Raw genomic sequence first — 19609 nt, 5'->3', positions numbered from 1 at the left:
GGCGGCTTTGCGAAGCTTTCCCGCCCGCGACACTTTGTTACACGAAAGCTGTTGCGGGCGGTCTTACCATGCGTCTTTAAATCCTTGACTGAACCGATGCGCGGCATGCGCTGCCGGCCCATGTCCGTTCCGCGCGAAAATGCCTGTATAATCAGGCATGCGGCAAGAGGATCGAAGACGAATGCTGAAATCGCTCGAAGAGGCGCGCGAGGAGAACGGGCGCTCCCTTTCGCCGTTGCGGCGGCGGGCGGGCGACGCGCGCCTGACCGGCCGCGGCGTGCTGGTCTTCAAGGCTGCCCTGCAGACGGTCATCGTGGCGGCGATCCTTTTCGGCGCCTATCAGGGCATGCGCGCCCTCATCCTCAGCAAGCCCGAAGTGCCGGTTCGACCGCCGCGCGAAACCGTCTATGTGGTCGAGAAGGCGCGCGTCGAGGTCGGCGATCATGCGCCGATGCTGCGTCTTTACGGCGAGGTCGTCGCCGGGCGGGCGGTCGACCTGCGGGCCCTGGTCGGCGGTGAGGTGATCGCCGTCAACGACAGCCTCAAGGCCGGCGGAACGGTTGACAAGGGGGCCGAACTGGTTCGCATCGATGCGTTCGCCTATGAGGGAGCGTTGCTCGAAGCGCGCGCCAACCTGGCGGAAGCCAAGGCGCGGCTTGTCGAATTCCAGGGCGAGGTAGCGGCGGAACGGGACAATCTTGCACGGGCGCGCGAGCAACTGGCTTTCGCCTCCCGCGATCTTGAGCGCGCGAAGTCCCTGCTGAAATCGGGAGCCGTCACGGAACGCACGGTCGAGGAACGCGACCTTCTCGTCTCGCAGCGCGCGCAGGCCGTAGACCAGCGCGGCAATGCCCTCGCCGTGGCCGAGGCCCGCGTCACCCAGCAGCGGGCGGTGATCGAGCGTCAGCAATGGCGCCTGTCGGAGGCCGAACGCAATCTTGCCGACACCGTTTTGAAAGCGCCGTTCGACGCGATCGTTCGTGCACAGGCCGCCGAAATCGGGCGCCTCGTCAATGTCAATGACGTTGTCGCCGTTCTCTATGACCGCAATGACCTCGAAGTGCGGCTGACCCTGTCTGACAGTCAATACGGGCGCATCCTTGCCGGCGAAGGCGCGGTGATCGGCCGCCCGGTCGAAGTGCAATGGTATATCGGCGGCGAGCCGGTGATCTACGAGGCTGAGATCGTTCGCGTCGGCGCGGAGGTCGCGGTGGAGCGCGGCGGCGTCGACGTCTATGCCAGGGTAAAAATGGTCCCCGGCCAGACGCCCCTGCGGCCCGGCGCCTTCGTCGAGCTGCATCTGGCTGACCGCACCTATCGGAGTGCCGCGCGCATTCCCGAGGCGGCCCTGTTCGGCGGCGACCATGTCTTCGTTATCGAGGAGGGGCGCACCATGAAACGGGATGTCAGGGTGCTCGCTTTTGACGACGGCCACATCATCGTCTCCGGCGACCTGAAGACGGGCGATATCGTGATGGCGACGCGCCTTGCGGAAGCAGGCGAAGGCATCAAGGTCATGGACGCGGCCGAGGCGCTGGAGGCGCAGCGGCGCGAGGCTGCCGGGGCGGGAGGCTGAGGCCATGCGGCATGCCTTCACGCCTGTCGGGCTGATCGGGCAGTTCATCCGTCATCCGAACGCCGCCAATCTGGTCATGGCGCTGATGATCCTCTGCGGCGCCTTCGCGCTTGCCAAGCTGAATACGGAATTCTTCCCCCAGATCGTCACCGACCGCATCCGCGTCACCGTCGCCTGGCCCGGCGCGAGTTCGCAGGATGTGGAGAAGAACGTGCTGCAGCTCGTGGAGCCGGAGCTGCGCTTCATCGACAATATCGACGAGATCACCTCCTATGCCCGCGAGGGATCGGCCTCGATCCAGCTCGATTTCGTCGAGGGCGCCGACATGCAGAAGGCGCTTTCCGATGTCGATCAGGCGATTTCGGCAATCACCACGCTGCCGGAGGACGCGGAAGTGCCGGTCGTTTCCGTCTCCACCTGGTTCGACAGCGTGGCGCGGGTGGCATTGCGCGGCCCCTTCTCGGAGGATGCCTTGAAGACCTTCGCCCGGCGCATCCGCGACGGGATGATCGCGCGCGGCATCGACAAGGTCTCCTTCTCAGGCTTCCGCGACACGGAATACCTCGTCGAGATCCCCGAGCGGGACCTCCGGCGACTGGACCTCACCGTCGGCGATGTGGCCGGCAAGATTGCGGAGAACACGCGCGACCTTCCGTCCGGCGACCTGAAAGGCGCCGTGGAGCGCCAGATCCGCGCCCTTTCCGATACCACGTCGCCGCAGGCCGTCGCGAAGATCGAGATCAAGTCCTTCCCGACCGGCGAGCGCGTCAGGATCAGCGATATCGGCACGGTGGTGCAATCCTTCGAGGATGGGCAGACGCGGGGCTTTTCCGACGGACTGCGCGCAGTGGAGCTCAATGTCCAGCGTTCGGCTGGCGCGGACACGCTGAAGACCAACCAGATCCTCGACGCCTATCTGACCGAGATCGCGCCCGAGCTGCCCGCCAGTCTGGAAGTCGTCAAATACGAGGTGCGCGCCGACCTGTTGAACGACCGCATCTTTCTCCTCGTGAAGAACGGCCTGTCCGGTCTGGTGCTGGTGGCGGTAATCCTGTTCGCCTTCCTCAATTCCCGCATCGCGCTGTGGGTCGTCGCCGGCATTCCCGTCGCGATGATGGCGACCATCGGCTTCATGTGGGTGATGGGCGAGACGATCAACATGATCTCGCTGTTCGCGCTGATCATGACGCTGGGCATCATCGTCGACGACGCGATCGTGGTCGGCGAGCACACGGCCACCCGCTACGCCATGGGCGACGATCCCTACCTCGCCGCGGAAAGAGGGGCCGGACGCATGATCCTGCCGGTCGTTGCCGCGAGCCTGACGACGATCGCCTCCTTCCTGCCGATCCTGCTGGTCGGCAGCGCGATCGGCCAGGTGATGGGCGTGCTGCCGCTCGTCGTCGTCGCCGTCGTCACCGCTAGCCTGATCGAGTGCTTCTTCGTCCTGCCCGGCCACCTTGCCCATGCGCTGGAGCGCCGCCCGGCCTGGAACTGGTGGCGGGTGCTGCTGCTTGCCGCGGCACCGGCCTTTTTCGTCATCGCGCTCGCCGCGCGGCCCGATATCGCCGTGCCGCCGCTTCTCGATCCGATCGCCGTTCCGGCTCGCGCTTTCCGCAGCGATCTCGGCGCGCTCGGCTTCGATATTGTGCTGCTCTCGATGGGCTTCGCCTTCGCGCTGATGATCGAGGCGTGCCTGATGCTGATGCGCCGGGCGGCACGGCGGCGTGACGAGGCGGAGCGGCCGGGCTGGTTCCGCCGCACCTTCGATGCCGGTTTCGACTGGTTCCGCGACCGTCCGTTCCGCGCCTTCGTGCGCTTCGCCTTCAACTGGCGCTATGCGACGCTTGCCATGGTCGTCGCGTCGCTGATCGTCGCCGTCGGCATGGTGCGGGGCGGCCGCGTCGGCTTCGTCTTCTTTCCCTCTCCCGAGGCGGAGAACATCCGCGCCACCGTCAATTTCAATCCCGGAATTCCGGAAGAGCAGGCGATCGCCGCCTTGCGCGAGATCGAAGGCACCTTGCGGGCGGTCGAGAAGGATCTGACGAAAGACGGCGGCGAGAAGCTCGTCGTCGCCTCCTTCGCCACGCTCGGCGAGGCGGGCTTCAATCGCGGCGACCATGTCGCCGGCATCGACGTGCAACTTGCCGCGTCCGAACGGCGCAGCGTGCGCACGGCCGAGATCCTGCGCGCCTGGCGGGCCAACCTGCCGCGCATTCCCGGCATCAGCCGGATCGCGATCTACGAGCGGCGCGGCGGGCCTCCCGGCCGCGATCTCGATATCCGCCTGCAGAACGGGACGCCGGAGGACCTGAAGGCGGCGTCGCTTGAATTGCAGGAGCTTTTGACGGGGTATCCGGGCGTGTCGGGGGTGGCCGACGACCTGGCCTTCGGCAAGCCGGAACTGGTGATGGAACTGACGCCGCGCGGTCGTGCCCTCGGGTTCACGGTCGAAGGTGCGGCGCGCCAGATCCGCAATGCCTTCGAAGGCGCGATCCCGCGCAAATTCACCCGAAATGACGAGGAAATCACCATCCGCGTGCGCCAGACGGTTGAGGAAAGCGGCGCCTCGATGCTGCGCAACCTGTCGCTCAGGGCGCCGAACGGCGAGTTCGTGCCGTTCAGCGAGATCGTCACGCTGGAGGATCGCCAGGGCTTTGCCGCGATCCAGCGGCGCGACGGCAAGACGACGGTGAGCGTGACGGCCGACGTCGATTACGAAGTCACCTCCAATATCGAGATCCTGGAAGATCTGACCGCCGGCAAGCTTCAGGCGATCGCCGGCAAATACGGCATCGATTTCGCCTTTTCCGGCCGCGAGGAAGAGCGCCAGGAAGCCTTCGCCGATCTGAAGGTGGGGACGCTGGCGGCGCTGGCGGCGATCTACATCATCCTGGCGGCGATCTTCGCCAGCTACAGCCGGCCGCTGGTGGTGATGTCGATCATCCCCTTCGGGATCGTCGGCGCCATCGTCGGCCACTACCTGCTCGGCTTCCAGCTCACCGTGCTGAGCCTGATCGGCCTGCTGGGCCTCGCCGGCATCCTGGTCAACGATTCCATCATCCTGGTCTCGCGTGCCGACGAGCGGCTGAAGGAAGGCGACAGCATCGCCGAGGCAGTGGTCGGAGCCTCGCAGGATCGCCTTCGCGCAGTGCTTTTGACGTCCCTGACCACCATCGGCGGGTTGCTGCCGCTGCTCTTCGAGAAGAGCCTGCAGGCCCAGTTCCTGATGCCGATGGCGATCACCATCGTTTTCGGCCTTGCTTCCGCGACGATCCTGGTGCTGGTGCTGGTGCCCGCCCTCATGGGGATCGGCTCGGACATCGCCCGGCTGATCTTCATCGACCGGGATGATCCGGACGAGCCTTCGTCCGCGCGCGACATCACGCCGGCCGAATAGTCGCCGTCACCCCCTGTGCCGGACACAGAAGCCTGCGGCGGCTTCGGCTGCCCGTTTCAGGTTGCCGTCCCATGTCGCCGGCGAGCTGCCGCGCGGCCCGAAGTCGTGATTGCCGTCTTCCAGCCAGACGAATTCGATGCGGGAGGGCAGGGTTTGCTCCTCCACCTCCATTCTGTTGCCGAAAGGGTCGCGGTCGCCTTGCAGGACGAGCGCAGGTTGCCGGCACTTTTCGAGCGGTTCCAGCCGCCATTGGTCGGGCTTGCCCGTCGGGTGGAACGGGTAGCCGAGGCAGACGAGACCGCGGACGCGTCGCGGCAGGGAGGCCGATCCGCAGAACATGGCCGCCACGCGCCCGCCCATGGACTTGCCGCCGACGAAGACCGGTCCTTCCGCCTGCTCCGTCAGCGCTTGAACGGCGCGCTGATATTCGCCGACCAGCTTGTCGGCGCGTGGCGGCGGCGCCTTCGGCCCGCCCGTGCGGCGTGCCGCCATGTAGGCGAATTCGAAGCGGGCGACGGCTATCCCGGCAAGTGCCGCCGCTTCTGCGAAGCGGTTCATGAAGCTTGAATCCATTGCAGCACCCGCGCCATGGGCGAGAAGCAGCGTGCCGGCGGCCTCGCCGTCGGGCCGCGTCCAGAGAAAGTCGGTCATTTTGGGAAGTCGTCCTGGATGGTCAGTAGTAACTGATCGGGAAGTAGCGCAGGTAAAGCTCCGAATAGGTGCCTTTCTGCTGCAGGCGGCGCAAGGCGTAATCGAGCGCCTGCTGGCGCAATTCGTCATCGGCCCGGAAGGCGACGGCAAGTCCGCGGTCGAAATAGCCGGGCTCCAGCCAGGGGCCGCCGGCAAAGGCGCAGCAATCGGCGGAAAGCTCGCCGTTCAGCCAGAAGGAAAGGGAAAGCGCATCGCCGAAATGGGCGGTCACGGCGCCGGTCCTGACCGCATCGCGCGCTTCCTCTGTCGTTTCGAAGACGACGAGCTGCGAGCGCGGAAAGAAGCGCTTCAGGAACGCTTCGTGCAACGTGCCGCCGACAACGGAGATGGCCTGGCCGTCGAGGCCTTCCGGCGTCGCATCGATCCTGGCGCCGCGGCCCGCCACGAAGCGGGCAGGCAGGCCCAGATAGTCGTCGGAAAAGCGCAGCGTCTTGAGATTGGCTTCCGTCGGTCTCAGGCCGGCGATGATCGCGTCGCCCTCCTCGCGCATCAGGGCGGGAATAAGCGCGTCGAAGGACTTTACCCTCAGCGAGCAGGCTATTTTCAGTTCCTCGCAGACCGCCCGGGCAAGGTCGATGTTGAAGCCGGTGAGCCGTCCGGTGGAGTCGCGGAATGCGAAGGGCGGAAAGTCGTCGGTCGCCAGGAACTGGATCGCTTCCGGCGTCACGCCGGCGTTTTCCGCCGTTGCCCGCGGATCCCAGAAATTCGGCGGGACGGGCATTCCGTCGGCGGGCTGACCATACGAAGAATTTACAACCAGTAGTGTTGTTATTATCGTCATGGTTGCATAATATGCGAGTTGCTTAGCTGTCTTTTTTACCAAGTTACTTGCCTTGAATCGCATTTTTGCCGGTGTCCAAGCATCCGTTTCGGGTTGGCTGGCCGCCGCGCCAGCCGGGGGGCGAGGCGCATGCATCTTGATCAATTGCTCCCGCGTACGGGAGCGACATTAGCACAGAAGGTCGGGTGGCGCGCGACGCTTGGCGGTTGGCCGGAACCCTGGACGGAGGCCAAGGACGACAATCCTCAGATCGTCCAGGTTTCCGAAATCGAAATCCTGCGCCAACGGGGCCTGAACGCCACGGTTGCAATGGGCCTCACATCGACCGCGGTCCTGCAGGGCATTCCCGTCGGACGCCTCCTGCTGGACGAGGGGCATGTTACGGAGGAGGCCTACTACAGCGCGATTGCAGAACTTTGCGGCTTGCCGTTTCTGCCGCGCGGGGCGTTTTCCTTGCTGCCGGTCGATATCTGCCGTGGCGAAAGGCCGTGCGACAGGGGCCCGAAGCCGCTTTTTCGCGATCATGCCGGCAAGGAATGCGTCGTCGTCGCGCCTCCGCCGGAAGCGCTGCCGGAATTTTACCGCTACCTGGAGCGCTATCCCGAAATGCTGCCGCGGCTGAGGATCGCGAGCCCCGGTGCGATTGCGGAAGCTATCGAGCAAGGGGACCCGGCGCTTCGCCTTTCGGTCCGCAAGCCGGCCCATTCCGCGCGAAGCCGGATGACGCCGGAACAGGGCTGGTTCTTCGGCATAATCTTCCTGACGACCGCCATCGGAGTAATCCTGCCGCTGGAGGTCGGAGCGCTGCTCGCCTCTCTCGCGACCACGATCTGCAGTCTGCTGCTCAGCACGGTCCGGACGCTTTCGGCCTTCTCGCCGGGTTTGACCCACAGCCCGGAACTCCGGCTCGGGGAGGCGGATTACCCGGCCTATTCGGTGCTCGTGCCGCTGCACAAGGAAAGCAAGGTCGTTCCCACACTCGTCGATGCGCTCGGGCAGCTGGACTATCCTGCTGCAAAGCTTGAAATTCTGTTTCTGCTGGAAGAACACGACATCGAGACGCGCCGGGCGGTCGCGGATGTTCTTCGGCCGGGAATGCGGGTCGTGATTGTCCCGGAAGGCTGGCCCAAGACCAAGCCCAGGGCACTCGCCTACGGGCTTGTCGAGGCGCGAGGCGACCTGATCACGATTTTCGACGGCGAGGATCGGCCGGAACGCGATCAGTTGCGGTTGGCGGCCGAGTGCTTTGCACTCCTTCCTCGCCAGGTGGCGGCGCTGCAGGCGCACCTGACCATCGATCACGTCGACGACCGCTTTTTCGTCCGGCAGTTCGCTCTGGAATATGCGGCTTTGTTCGATCGCCTGCTGCCCTGGCTCAGCGCCCGGGGATGGCCGCTGCCGCTCGGCGGAACGTCCAATCATTTTCGCCGCGAAGCCCTGGAGCGCGTCGGAGGCTGGGACCCTTTCAACACGACGGAGGATGCCGATCTCGGCATCAGGCTGGTCCGGCATGGCTACCGCCTTTCGATGGTCGACAGTTCCACATTCGAGGAAGCGCCCATGACCTGGCGGATCTGGCATAGCCAGAGAAGCCGTTGGCTTAAGGGATGGCTTCAAACCCTCCTTGTTGCGTTTCGCGACCCCACGGCGCTCGCCGAAGAATTGCCGAGGGCGGATCTGGCGGTCATTCTCACCTATTTCGGCTGCATCACGCTGACACTGACGGTGCATCCCTTTTTTATCGCCCTGGTCGCCCTGCATTTTTCGGGGCTGCTGCCCTTGCCGCTGGCCGGGACTTTCGTTGGCACATGCATATTGGTGATGGTCGTCGCGAGCCTGTTGCTCAGCTACGCGGGCACCGCCTGTAGCATGATTTCAGGCGGACGATGCAGGGGAATAGCGGTGGGATTGCGCGATATTGCCGGCATTCCGCTGTACTGGCTGCTGCAGAGCTTTGCCTTTTATTCGGCGGTGATCGATCTCGTCCTGCGGCCGCATCACTGGCGCAAGACGCCGCATGGGCTCGCGGATCGGCCTGCTGGTCTCGGAAGGATTGAAGAGCTGGAGCGGGTGAAGGGAATCGAACCCTCGTCGTAAGCTTGGGAAGCTTCTGCTCTACCATTGAGCTACACCCGCCTGCGGCATTTATATCGGCGGCGTCGGGGCATTCTGTCAAGCGGCAACGCTGGCCGCTGCAACGGAAAGCATTGGAGGAACGGACCGAATTCCTTCGGTGGTCCCGAAACTCCGCATCACAGGCGGAAATGCTTGGAAAGCTTCAACGCCTGGCCCTGGTAGTTGGAGCCGATGCCTTCTCCGTAGAGGCGCTCCGGGCGTTCGGCCATGCGTTCGTAGACGAGGCGGCCGACGGTCTGTCCGTGCTCCACGATGAAGGGTACTTCGTGCGAGCGGACTTCCAGCACGGCGCGCGAGCCCTTGCCGCCGGCGCCCATGTTGCCGAAGCCGGGATCGAAAAAGCCGGCATAATGGACGCGGAACTCGCCGACCAGCGGATCGAAGGGCACCATCTCGGCGGCAAACAGCGGCGGCACATGCACCGCTTCGCGCGAGACGAGGATATAGAACTCGTTCGGGTCGAGGATCAGCGCCGCGTCGCCGTGATTGTAGATCGGCTCCCAGAAATCGCGCGGATCCTGGGCTGCCTTCTTGTCGACGTCGATGACCCCGGTGTGGCGCTTGGCGCGGTAGCCGATCAGGCTGCCTTCGCCGCTTCCCCCAAGGTCGATCGTCAGCTGCACGCCGCCGCCGATCAGTTCCTCGCCGCCGAACACCAATTGCTCGGCTGCATGAACGGCGCCCAGATCCTCGTCGCTGACCAGCGGCTCGCCGCTTCGGAAGCGGATCTGCGACAGGCGCGAGCCTTCGCGCACCAGGACGGGGAAGGTGCGGGGGCTGATTTCGGCGTAGAGCGGGCCGCGGTAACCGTCCGGCACGCTGTCGAAAGCACGGCCGCCGTCCACGATCACGCGGGTAAAGACGTCAAGCCGGCCGGTCGAGCTCTTTGGATTGGTCGTAGCCGAAAGCCCGGACGGGAGTTCGAGGCTCTCCAGCAGGGGCACGATGTAGACGCAGCCGGTTTCCAGCACGGCGCCTCTGGAAAGATCGATCTCGTGCAGCTTCAGCCGCGCAAGCTTCGTTTCCACCGTGGAACCGGGGCCGGGCAGGAAGGACGCGCGGACGCGGTAGGCAACGCTGCCGAGCCTGAGGTCGAGGCTTGCCGGCTGGATCTGGTCCGGGTCGGTCGGCCGCGGCGCGGCAATCGTTCCATTCGCGAACATCGCCCGCAAGGCCTGAGCCGGCAAGATCCCTTCCGCCGCTTCTGTCATTCGTGCCGCCCGATCCGTCATATCCTTCGATTTTGGTCTCTTAGCGCAATGGCGAAACGAGGGAAAGCGCAACCGGCCCCGCGCGGCGGTCTTTCAACGCATCGGCGCAGGCCGGCGTGGCGCCTCTACAACGCTGCATTTCAGGTTCCGTCAAATGAAACCTCCCGGCATGTGGGTGCAATTGGCATGCGAGCAAACATGCCTAAGAGGAATATGCATTTTGTTTAGGCAAGCTATATGTAATTTCCGTGTGTTTTTTGATGTTTTATTTTTATGAATAGCGACGTGATTCAATCGTTAACGTGTATTAATCAAATTTAGTTTCAAATCATATAAATTGCATGTAAGGTTCTTTCTCCCCGCGACGCGGCCGCCTTTTTTGCCGCGTTGTCGTCGAGGCCGCCCACAAGCCACGTATTCGTATAGGGGGAGCGTTGTGTTTACCGTCTTTCCAGGACTGCGTCTGTCAGCTCTGGCCTGCGGCATGTTCGCATGGGGCGTACTTGCCGCGGGCATGGTGTCCGCCGCGCCGGTCGCCGGCAAGGCGGTTGACGCCCAACCCGATGCCGAGCTCTCGAATTCCCGCGTGAAGGTTGTGATCGTCAGCGGCACAGCGGTCACGCAGGGCGATCGCATCACGACAGATGCGCGAGGGCTGGTGCAATTGCTGTTCAGCGACGAAACGAAGCTCGTCGTCGGACCCCGTTCCTCGCTTGTCATCGAGAGCTATCTGCTGAGGTCGAGCAATCGCGCCAACAGCTTCTCGATCCGCGCTCTCGGCGGATCCTTCCGCATGATCACGGGCAAGAGCCGCAAACAGGCCTACAAGATCACCACGCCGACGGCGACGATCGGCGTGCGCGGTACGGAGTTCGACTTCACCGTCCAGCGCAGCGGCATGACGGAGGTCGTGCTCTTCAGCGGCGAGGCCACCGTATGCGGTCGCAATGGCGGCGGCTGCAAGGTGCTGAACGGACGCTGCACCATGGTGCAGGCCGCACCCAGGCAGAACGTCCGTTCCATCCAGGACCGGGAGCTTCGTGCCAGAGCGCTACGGGCGAATTTCCCCTATATCGCCTCGCAACAGCCGTTGCGCCGTGACTTCCGCGTATCCTTGCGTGGCTGCGATCTCTTGCAACCGCCGCCCGAGCGGCAGCGCCAGCAGATCGAGCGCGTGCGCAATGCCGCGGCTGCCCCGATAGCCGTGGAACCTGCGCCTCCGCCGCCCGAACCGCCTCCCGGCGTGACGCGTCCGTCGATCGTCGTGACGGTAACGGGGCCGCGCGGCGGCCAAACACAGGGCACGCTCAGCTTCGGCGGCGGCTCCGGGCCCACAGCGAACGTGACGACCACGCGGCCGGGCGACGGCGAGGCGACGGGCGGCTTCGGGGCATCCGTGGAGTTCCGCGGCCTTGGCTCGGACGGCACCGGCGGCTTCAGTGTTGGCCGTAACGGCGATGACCGAAGCGGATTTGGGGGCGCCTTCGGTGGCGGAGGCGGCGGTTTCGGCGGTTTCGGACGCGATCGCGACGGTGGAGGCGGCGGCTTTGGACGTTAGGTCATGGACTCATAAATCTGGTGGGAATGGTATGAGTTCATGACCTAGGAGACGCCGGTGGCAGTCCGGCGGATTGAGGAGGGAAAGGGGGAGACGTGATCAGCCGACCGGCGGTGCTGGCCATGCTGTTCGGCCTTGCCTGCATCATTGCCCTTGCCGGCGTCCGCGTCGCCGATCCCTATTTCGTGCGCACGATGCGCGAAACCGCCTTCGACCAGTTCCAGCGCCTGTCGCCCCGCCCCTTCCAGGAAACGCCCGTCCGCATCATCGATGTGGACGAAGCCTCTTTGAGAAAATTCGGCCAGTGGCCGTGGCCGCGCTCGCTTATGGCCGAATTGACGTTGAGGCTGGGCGAAATGGGCGCGGCGGCGATCGCGTTCGATATGCTGTTTGCCGAGCCTGACCGTCTGTCGCCGTCGCGGCTGGTCGGCGATCCGGCCCTTGCCCAGTACCTCGATCAGGAGCAGCTAGCAAAGCTCGCCGGCGAGGTCACCAACAACGATGCGATATTTGCCGACGCCTTGTCTCAGGTCCCGGCGGTGCTCGGTTTCGCGCAGGTCTCGGAAGGGCAGGGCAGCCTGCCGCGGGTCAAGGCGGGCTTTGCCTACACGGGCGCTCCTCCTTTCACCGCGGTCGCCCGCATGCTGGGGGCGGCACGGAACCTTGCACCGCTGGACGACGCTGCAATCGGGCTCGGCAGCATCAGCCTGTCGCCGACGGAGTCCGTCTCGGTCGTCCGCAAGGTGCCGCTCGTCTGGTCGGACGGCAACGCGCTCTATCCGGGGCTGGCCATCGAGGCGCTGCGCGTCGCCATGGGCGTGTCGACCCTTGTCGTCCATGCCATCGACGACGAGGGTGTCATCGTGCAGGCGATCCGCGTCGGCGATATCGACATCCCGACGACCGCCGACGGCGCGCTTTGGATGCGCTACAGCCGGGAGAACAAGGAACGCTATATCTCGGCTTCCGCCATATTGAGCGATGCCATCGACCCTCAGACAGTAGAGAAGGTCGCGGGCCATATCGTCCTGATCGGCACGTCGGCGATCGGGCTGCACGATATTCGTGCAACGTCGGTGGGCGAAAACGTTCCGGGCGTTTCCATCCATGCCCAGCTGCTGGAGCAGGTGCTGACGAACACCTACGTCTATCGCAGCGACTGGGTCGACGGCCTGGAACTCTTCGGCTTCATCTTCGTGGCATGTTTCGTCGTCGGCATGTCGCTGGCGACCGGTCCGCTGATTTCCTTCCTGACCGGTGGCGTGCTGGCGGCCGGGCTTGCCGTGGGTACCTGGCTTGCCTATGCGCGTTACGGGCTGCTGTTCGATCCCACCTTTCCGGCGAGCGGCGGCCTCTTCGTCTACCTGGCGATGACGACGTTCCGCTATTTCATTGCCGACCGGCAGAAGCGGCAGATCCGGCGGGCCTTCACGCAATATGTCGCGCCGGCGGTGCTGGAGCAGATCGAGATGCATCCCGAGACGCTGGCGCTGGGCGGCGAAACGCGGGAGGTAACCGTTCTTTTCGGCGATATCCGCGATTTCACCACCTTGAGCGAAAGGCTCACTCCGGTGGAGGTCGTGCAGTTTCTCAACGCCCTGCTGAGCAGCCTGAGCCGCCAGATCATCGCGGAGGAGGGAACCATCGACAAATTCATCGGCGACTGCATCATGGCTTTCTGGAATGCACCGCTCCTCATGCCGGATCATGCCCTGCATGCCTGCCGCGCCGCGCTCGCCATGCGCAGGGCCGTGGGCCGCTTCAATGCGGGCGACGAGGGAAGGGCGGCGACAGGCTGGGGACGGGAGCTTCCGGCGATATCCGTCGGCTTCGGCATCAATACCGGCATGGCCTGCGTCGGCAATATGGGGTCTGAAAGCCGCTTCGACTATTCGGCCGTCGGCGATACCGTCAACATCGCCTCCCGGGTGGAGACGGCCAGCAAATACATTGCCTTCGATATTGTCCTGTCCGGCACGACCGCAGCAGGTGCTGAAACGCTCGCAATCCTCAGCGCCGGCACCATCCACGTAAAGGGGAAGGCCCAGACCGTGCCGACCTTCATTCTCGTCGGCGACGAGATCCTTGCGCAAAGCCGGCAATTCGTGGAGCTGCGCGATGCTCATGACCGGCTGATGACGGCTCTGGAAAATGAAGTGGAGGAGCGTGAAGTCGAGGCGTTGATCGCCGCCTGCAAGGAACTGGCGCAGGGCATGGATGCCCCGCTGGGCAGCTTCTACGACCGCATTACCGAGCGAGAGGACGATTTCCACGAAGCCCCCGTGCCGAAGATCGCCCGGTTCCCGGTGGAAGAACGGTTGCGAGCCTCGGCCGGGCGGGCGGAGGGCGATTAATGGGTCCTGACCCTAGGGCCTCCCCGGCCCTGAAACCCAAATTTTACACTTTCGTCGATATTCTTGGGCAATGTACTTACGTAGCATTACGCTGCGTAATTTTCACAAGCCCGCGATGCCTGGATCGAATGATGGCAGGGAATGCGCCGGGTCTGGCTCGGGGCAGAGCGAAGAAGGTAGATGGACCAGGGCTGGCCGAACGGGGAGATCCTTGCAAGCTACGCCGCGGCGCTGGCCGGCCGGGCAGTCATGTCCATCACGGACGATCAGGGCCGGATACTCCACGCCACCAATGCCTTTTGCACGATGACCGGCTATCGGCTCGATGAGCTGATCGGCAAGGATCACCGCATTCTGCACTCCGGCTACCACGAACCGTCGTTCTTTGCCGATATCTGGTCATGCCTGGCGAACGGCGAAACCTGGCGCGGCGAGATCTGCAATCGCACCAAGGACGGCTGTCTCTACTGGGTCGACGCGACGATCGTGCCGGTCCTCGATGACGGCCGGCCACCCGAAAAGGGGGCGGGCGCAATGCGCTACGTCTCCATCCATCACGACATCAGCGAGCGCAAGTCGGCGAAGGAAATCCTGCGCGAAGCGCTGGAATCCATCCCTGAAGGCTTCGTGGTCTACGACCCGCAGGACAGGCTTCTGGAATGCAACAGCGCCTATCGCCATTTCTATCGGGCGTCTTCCGCTGCCTTGAAGGTCGGCACCTCCTTCGAAGAGATCCTGCGCTACGGGCTGGCGAACGGCCAATATCCCGAGGCGAGCGACGATGAGACGGAGCGGGAAGCATGGATCGCCGATCGCATGGGCCGGCACTACAATCCTCAAGGCGAGAGCATCGTCCAACAGCTGGACGATGGCCGTTTCGTCCAGATCCGCGAACGCGTGACGCCGTCCGGCTACATCGTCGGCTTTCGAACCGACATTACCGAAGTCAAGCGTCAGGCGGCGACACTGCAGGCCGCCTTCGAGAATTTTCCGGGCGGTATCGCCTATTTCTGCGAAAACCTGGTGCTGCGCAGCGCCAATTCCAAATATCGCGACTTCATGCAATATCCGGAAGGCCTTGTCGAACACGGTGAGGTGCAGCTGGCGGATATCTTTCGCTACAACGCGGAACGCGGCGAATATGGCCCCGGCCTCGTAGAGGAACTGGTCGCCCGTCGGATCGCCTTCGTCTGCCGGCCCTATCCGCATGTCTACGAACACGAGCGGCCGGACGGCCTCGTCATGGAGGTGCGCAGCACGCCCGTTCCCGGCGGCGGTTACGTCTTCTCCCACATGGACGTGACGATCCGAAAGGAAATCGAAAAGGCGCTGATCGGCAGCGAACGGCGCGCGCGTGAAAAGAGCGCCGAGCTGGAAGTGGTGCTCGCGCACATGAATCAGGGCGTTTCCGTGTTCGACGCGGAGGGCCGGCTCACCCATTTCAACGAACGCTACGAGGAGGTCTTCGCCAAGGCGCCGGGCGAGGCGAAGGTCGGCATGACGCTGCTGGAGTTGATCCGGCTGGAAAGTGAACGTGGCGACTTTGCGGGAGATCCCGAAGCGCATGTCGCCGACCTTCATGCAAGGCTCGCGCAGGGCGAGACGGTCAGGTGCCGCTTCGAGCTGGCGAGCGGGCGGGTGGTTTCCTCGGTTCATGCGCCGATGCCGGGCGGCGGCTGGGTCGGGACGCATGAAGATGTCACCGAGCGCGAAAGGGCGGCGGCCAAGATCGTCCATGCGGCCAATCACGACATGCTGACGGGTCTGGCCAACCGCGCCCTGTTCACCCGGACCGTCGACGACGCGCTGCGCCGGATCGCGGCAACCGGCGGCGGGCTCTGCGTCGCCATCGTCGACCTCGATCATTTCAAGTCGGTCAACGACACCCACGGCCACGCCGTCGGCGACGAGGTTCTGCGTCAGGTGTCGGAACGCATGCGTCGATGCGTACGCCCCGACGATCTCGTGGCTCGGATCGGCGGCGACGAATTCGCACTGCTGATCGAAGGCAGCACGAACCTGCGGGAGACGGCGGCGCTGATTGCCGCGCGGCTCGTCGAAACGCTCGGCGCTCCCTACATCATCGACGGTTTCGCGGTCGATATCGGCGCCAGCATCGGCCTTGCGGTCGGGCCGGAGCAGGGCAACACGCCGGATATCCTGCAGCGCAACGCCGACAGCGCTCTCTACAAGGTCAAGGCTGACGGACGCAACGGCTTCCGTTTCCATGAAGACGCTGCCAGCAGGCTCGGCGCGGCGGCCGGATAGGCCGCCGGCCCGATCTCAGGCGGACGACCCTTGCCCCGCCTTCACAGGGTGATCCGGTAGCGTGCGAAACCCTCCGCTCCGTCGCCAGCCGGTTCTATCCTCACGCCCTTCACATCCGCCGCATAGGCCTTGCCGCCAGGCCCGGTCTCGAAGATCAGCGAGGTGCCGGGAAGCGGCTTGAAGGTCCAGTTGCCGTCGGCGGAAGGGTTCACCGTTCCCTTTTCGACGATGTAGCGCACCAGCACGTCGCGATTGGTGTCGGGCCCCTCGTAGATCACCACCTTGTCGTTGATGTCGGGGAAGTTGCCGCCGCCGCTGGCGCGGTAATTGTTGGTCACCACGACGAAGCTCTGCGCCGGGTCGATCGGTGCCCCGTTGAAGCTCAGGTTGACGATGCGGCGGGCGCCCTCGTTGGCCAGATTGCCCTCGGCGTCGTAGCGGGCGGGCTGCGTGAGGTCGATCTGGTAGCTGACGCCGTCGATGATGTCGAAATTGTAGGACGGGAAGGCGGGGTTGATGAGCGGCTGGTCCGCCTTGCCCGCTTCCACCTGCAGGAAGATGCCGGCCGACATTTCCAGCCATTCCGCCACTTGCGCGCCGGTGATTGCCACGGCCCGCACCGTGTTGGGATAGAGGTAGAGGTCGGAGACGTTCTTGATCGCGACGTCGCCCGGCTTCACGTCGGTGTAGTAGTCGGGGCCGCCGCGCCCGCCCGCCTTGAAGGGAGCCGCAGCGGAGAGGATCGGCAGGCCCTCCCATTTCGTGCCCTTCATCAGGTCGGCGATGTACCAGGTCTGCGCCTGGCTGACGATCTGCACCGAGGGGTCGTCGGCGACCAGCGCGAAATAGGAGTGCAGCGGTGCCGCCGTCTTGCCGACGGGACGGCGGACATAGGCAAGCGTCGCTTCGTGCTCCGCCTTCACGGCGGTCTCGACGCTGTCCTGGCTTTCGACCAGGGCAATGTTCTCGCGCCCTTCGCGGCGATAGATGCCGCGCGCCTCGGTCGTGAAGCCGGCCACGTGCCAGCGTCCGCCGTCGTGTTCCAGCAGCAGGTCGATCAGGCCGAGATGCGAGCCCCAGAAACCGCCCATCACCGCCGGCTTGCCGTGGATGGTGCCGAGGTCGGCGTCGACTGCGGCAAAGCCGCGATATTTCTCGCCCGGGAAAACCAGATGGCTGTGGCCGGTCACCAGCGCGTCGATGCCGTCCACGGCGGCCAGCGGCACGGAGGCGTTTTCCATGCCGTCGGTATGGTTGGCCTCGCCGATGCCGGAATGGGAGAGGGCGATGATGATGTCGGCGCCGGCCTCCCGCATCTGCGGCACGTAAGCCTTCGCGGTTTCCACGATGTCGCGGGTGTTGACCTTGCCTTCCAGATGGCGGCGGTCCCAGTTCATGATCTGCGGCGGCACGAAGCCGATGAAGCCGATGCGGATCGCGTGTTCCTGGCCGGCGCCGTCCTTGATCATGCGGTCGATCAGGACGTAGGGCTTGAAGAGCAGGCTGTCGGAAAGCAGGCTGTCGGAAAGCGGGCTGGAGGTGAGCGTGCCCTTGGCGACATTGGCGCACACGAGCGGGAAATTGGCGCCCGCAACCGTCTTCATCAGGAAGTCGAGGCCGTAGTTGAATTCGTGGTTGCCGGCCGTCGTCACTTCGTAGCCGAGTGTGTTCATCGCCGCGACGATCGGGTGGATGTCGCCCTCCTTCATGCCGCGCTCGTAGGCGATGTAGTCGCCCATCGGGTTGCCCTGCAGGAAGTCGCCGTTGTCGATCAGGATGGAATTGGTCGCCTCCGCCCGGATTTCCTTGATAATGCTGGCAGTGCGGGCAAGGCCGACCGCGTCGGACGGCTTGTCGCCGTAATAGTCGTAGGGCAGTACGTGGACATGCAGGTCCGTCGTTTCCATCAGCCGCAGATGCGCCTGGTTGGCGCTGGCGAAGGCGGAAAAGGGATGGAGGGCCGCGAGCGCGCTGGCGGCTGCCGAGGCTCTCAGGATATCGCGGCGGGAAAGCTTGGGTTCGAAAATCGAGCGCATGACGGTCCCTCTGCCAGATAGGGGCTGTTATGTCGCGGCGGCGCTTCTTGCCGGTGGCGCTTTGCGCGGCTGGTATGAAGTGAGGCTAATCCAGCCTCGATGACAGGAAAGCATCAATTGAGCGGCGGCCGATCAATTTCCACGTGATTTGCGCCCGAAACCGGTTCGCGCGTCTACTATCGCGCGCAAGGCGGTTCCCATGCCGGCGTTGACGGCCCGCCACCCTTGGCGTATGACAGGCGCGGTCCGTGGTGATTTGAGCCGGCCGGCTTGCAGCCACGTTAAACAACTTGCTAAAAAGGCCGGGTTTCGTGCGAACCCTGGCCGACGGCCGGGGTTTTTTGCATTTGGAGACAGGAATATGACGAAGGATATCGATCTGGCCGGCAACGACTGGAAGCCGGCGACCCGGCTGGTGCATGGCGGCGTGACGCGTTCGCAATTCGGCGAGACGTCGGAGGCCATGTATCTGACCCAGGGCTTCGTCTACGACACCGCGGAGGCGGCCGAGGCACGCTTCAACGGTGAGGCGCCGGGCTTCGTCTATTCGCGCTACGCCAACCCGACCACGGCGATGTTCGAGGCGCGCATGTGCGCGCTTGAAGGCGCGGAAGCCGCCCGCGCGACGGCAAGCGGCATGGCGGCCGTGAACCTGGCGCTGATGGCCGCCTGCAAGGCCGGCGATCACGTCGTTGCCGCCAAGGCGCTGTTCGGCTCCTGCCGCTATATCGTCGAAACCCTGCTGCCGCGCTTCGGCGTCGAGACGACCCTTGTCGATGGCGCCGATCTCGACCAGTGGCGCAAGGCGGTCAGGCCGAACACGACCGCCCTTTTCCTCGAAAGCCCGACGAACCCGACGCTGGAAGTGATCGATATCGCCGCTCTTGCCGAGATTTCCCGCTCGGTTGGTGCGCGGCTGATCGTCGACAATGTCTTCGCAACCCCGCTCTGGCAGTCGCCGCTGAAGCTTGGTGCCGACGTGGTCGTCTATTCCGCCACCAAGCATATCGACGGGCAGGGGCGCTGCCTTGGCGGCGTCGTGCTGTCGGATGAAAAGTGGATCGCCGACGAGGTGATGCCTTTCGTCAAGCATACCGGGCCGCATATGAGCCCCTTCAATGCCTGGGTGCTCCTGAAGGGGCTGGAAACGCTGCCGCTGCGCGTCGAGCGTCAGACCGCGACGGCGGCGATGCTCGCCGATGAACTGGCCGGCCACCCGGCGGTCTCGCGGCTGATCTATCCGGGACGTGCGGACCACCCGCAGGCGGAGGTTGCCAGGCGCCAGATGGGAGCCGGCTCCACCCTGATCGCCCTTGAGGTGAAGGGCGGCAAGCAGGCTGCCTTCGCGGTGCTCAACGCGCTCAGGATCGTCAAGCTGTCCAACAATCTGGGCGACGCCAAGAGCCTGATCACCCATCCGGCAACGACGACGCACCAGTCGATCGGAGAGGAAGCGCGCGCGGAACTCGGCATTTCCGACGGCCTGCTGCGGCTTTCCGTCGGCCTTGAGGATGCCGGGGACCTGCTTCGCGACCTGACGAACGCGCTCGCCAGGGCCGCGTGATACCGAAAGTGCCG

At 64.5% G+C, this 19609-nt stretch carries 11 protein-coding genes, 1 tRNA gene and 1 riboswitch; of the genes, 7 read left to right on the top strand and 5 right to left on the bottom strand.

What is annotated here, in order from left to right; translation table 11 throughout:
* The first annotated feature begins 181 nt into the window (after nt 1-181).
* Nucleotides 182-1576, top strand: coding sequence for an efflux RND transporter periplasmic adaptor subunit (locus H2509_RS18945; RefSeq protein WP_182168034.1), 1395 nt, complete (start codon nt 182-184; stop codon nt 1574-1576).
* Nucleotides 1577-1580: 4 nt separating this feature from the next.
* Entirely contained in the window at nt 1581-4976 is a 3396-nt protein-coding gene (locus H2509_RS18940; RefSeq protein WP_182168033.1) for an efflux RND transporter permease subunit, read from the top strand.
* 6 nt (nt 4977-4982) lie between these two features.
* On the opposite strand, the gene H2509_RS18935 is transcribed toward H2509_RS18940, so the two are convergent.
* Together H2509_RS18935 and H2509_RS18930 are read right to left on the bottom strand one after the other, a co-directional pair.
* Nucleotides 4983-5627 (bottom strand): alpha/beta family hydrolase, encoded by a 645-nt coding sequence (locus tag H2509_RS18935; RefSeq protein WP_182168032.1) that lies wholly within the window; start codon nt 5625-5627, stop codon nt 4983-4985.
* A 22-nt stretch (nt 5628-5649) separates the two neighbouring features.
* Nucleotides 5650-6408: a transporter substrate-binding domain-containing protein gene (locus H2509_RS18930; protein WP_209002062.1), complete on the bottom strand. Its 759-nt coding sequence runs from the start codon at nt 6406-6408 to the stop codon at nt 5650-5652.
* A 189-nt stretch (nt 6409-6597) separates the two neighbouring features.
* Here H2509_RS18930 and H2509_RS18925 point away from each other — a divergent pair, with 189 nt between their 5' ends.
* Nucleotides 6598-8565: a glycosyltransferase family 2 protein gene (locus H2509_RS18925; RefSeq protein ID WP_182168030.1), complete on the top strand. Its 1968-nt coding sequence runs from the start codon at nt 6598-6600 to the stop codon at nt 8563-8565.
* Here H2509_RS18925 and H2509_RS18920 read toward each other — a convergent pair.
* A tRNA-Gly gene (locus H2509_RS18920) sits at nt 8531-8604 on the bottom strand. The genes H2509_RS18925 and H2509_RS18920 overlap by 35 nt on opposite strands.
* 116 nt (nt 8605-8720) lie before the next feature.
* Complete coding sequence (locus H2509_RS18915; protein ID WP_182168029.1) at nt 8721-9815, bottom strand: 2'-deoxycytidine 5'-triphosphate deaminase; 1095 nt, start codon at nt 9813-9815, stop codon at nt 8721-8723.
* A gap of 484 nt (nt 9816-10299) precedes the next feature.
* Here H2509_RS18915 and H2509_RS18910 point away from each other — a divergent pair, with 484 nt between their 5' ends.
* The 3 genes from H2509_RS18910 (at nt 10300) to H2509_RS18900 (ending at nt 15995) form a co-directional block, all read left to right on the top strand.
* Nucleotides 10300-11373 carry a FecR family protein gene (locus H2509_RS18910; RefSeq protein WP_182168028.1) on the top strand — a complete coding sequence of 358 codons (1074 nt, stop codon included), beginning with the start codon at nt 10300-10302 and terminating at the stop codon, nt 11371-11373.
* Between the two features lie 95 nt (nt 11374-11468).
* Complete coding sequence (locus H2509_RS18905) at nt 11469-13727, top strand: CHASE2 domain-containing protein (RefSeq protein ID WP_182168027.1); 2259 nt, start codon at nt 11469-11471, stop codon at nt 13725-13727.
* 180 nt (nt 13728-13907) lie between these two features.
* Entirely contained in the window at nt 13908-15995 is a 2088-nt protein-coding gene (locus H2509_RS18900) for a PAS-domain containing protein (protein WP_182168026.1), read from the top strand.
* A 41-nt stretch (nt 15996-16036) separates the two neighbouring features.
* Here H2509_RS18900 and H2509_RS18895 read toward each other — a convergent pair whose 3' ends face one another.
* Nucleotides 16037-18031 carry a bifunctional 2',3'-cyclic-nucleotide 2'-phosphodiesterase/3'-nucleotidase gene (locus H2509_RS18895; protein ID WP_182168025.1) on the bottom strand — a complete coding sequence of 665 codons (1995 nt, stop codon included), beginning with the start codon at nt 18029-18031 and terminating at the stop codon, nt 16037-16039.
* Between the two features lie 238 nt (nt 18032-18269).
* Nucleotides 18270-18349, top strand: a riboswitch (SAM riboswitch).
* Between the two features lie 43 nt (nt 18350-18392).
* Between H2509_RS18895 and H2509_RS18890 the strand changes: the two genes are divergently transcribed.
* A complete protein-coding gene (locus H2509_RS18890; RefSeq protein WP_182168024.1) occupies nt 18393-19595 on the top strand; it encodes an O-succinylhomoserine sulfhydrylase in 1203 nt (400 codons plus the stop codon).
* The last annotated feature ends 14 nt before the right edge of the window (nt 19596-19609 follow it).

Source organism: Stappia albiluteola, from assembly GCF_014050225.1.
Taxonomy (GTDB): Bacteria; Pseudomonadota; Alphaproteobacteria; order Rhizobiales; family Stappiaceae; genus Hongsoonwoonella; species Hongsoonwoonella albiluteola.
The sequence above is the reverse complement of the archived record's forward strand: the minus strand, read 5'-3'. Positions and strand labels throughout refer to the sequence as shown.

Coding starts and splice junctions, on each gene's coding strand:
- H2509_RS18945 (WP_182168034.1), top strand. CDS start 182: ATGCTGAAATCGCTCGAAGAGGCGCGCGAGGAGAACGGGCGCTCCCTT.
- H2509_RS18940 (WP_182168033.1), top strand. CDS start 1,581: ATGCGGCATGCCTTCACGCCTGTCGGGCTGATCGGGCAGTTCATCCGT.
- H2509_RS18935 (WP_182168032.1), bottom strand. CDS start 5,627: ATGACCGACTTTCTCTGGACGCGGCCCGACGGCGAGGCCGCCGGCACG.
- H2509_RS18930 (WP_209002062.1), bottom strand. CDS start 6,408: ATGCCCGTCCCGCCGAATTTCTGGGATCCGCGGGCAACGGCGGAAAAC.
- H2509_RS18925 (WP_182168030.1), top strand. CDS start 6,598: ATGCATCTTGATCAATTGCTCCCGCGTACGGGAGCGACATTAGCACAG.
- H2509_RS18915 (WP_182168029.1), bottom strand. CDS start 9,815: ATGACAGAAGCGGCGGAAGGGATCTTGCCGGCTCAGGCCTTGCGGGCG.
- H2509_RS18910 (WP_182168028.1), top strand. CDS start 10,300: ATGTTCGCATGGGGCGTACTTGCCGCGGGCATGGTGTCCGCCGCGCCG.
- H2509_RS18900 (WP_182168026.1), top strand. CDS start 13,908: ATGGACCAGGGCTGGCCGAACGGGGAGATCCTTGCAAGCTACGCCGCG.
- H2509_RS18895 (WP_182168025.1), bottom strand. CDS start 18,031: ATGCGCTCGATTTTCGAACCCAAGCTTTCCCGCCGCGATATCCTGAGA.
- H2509_RS18890 (WP_182168024.1), top strand. CDS start 18,393: ATGACGAAGGATATCGATCTGGCCGGCAACGACTGGAAGCCGGCGACC.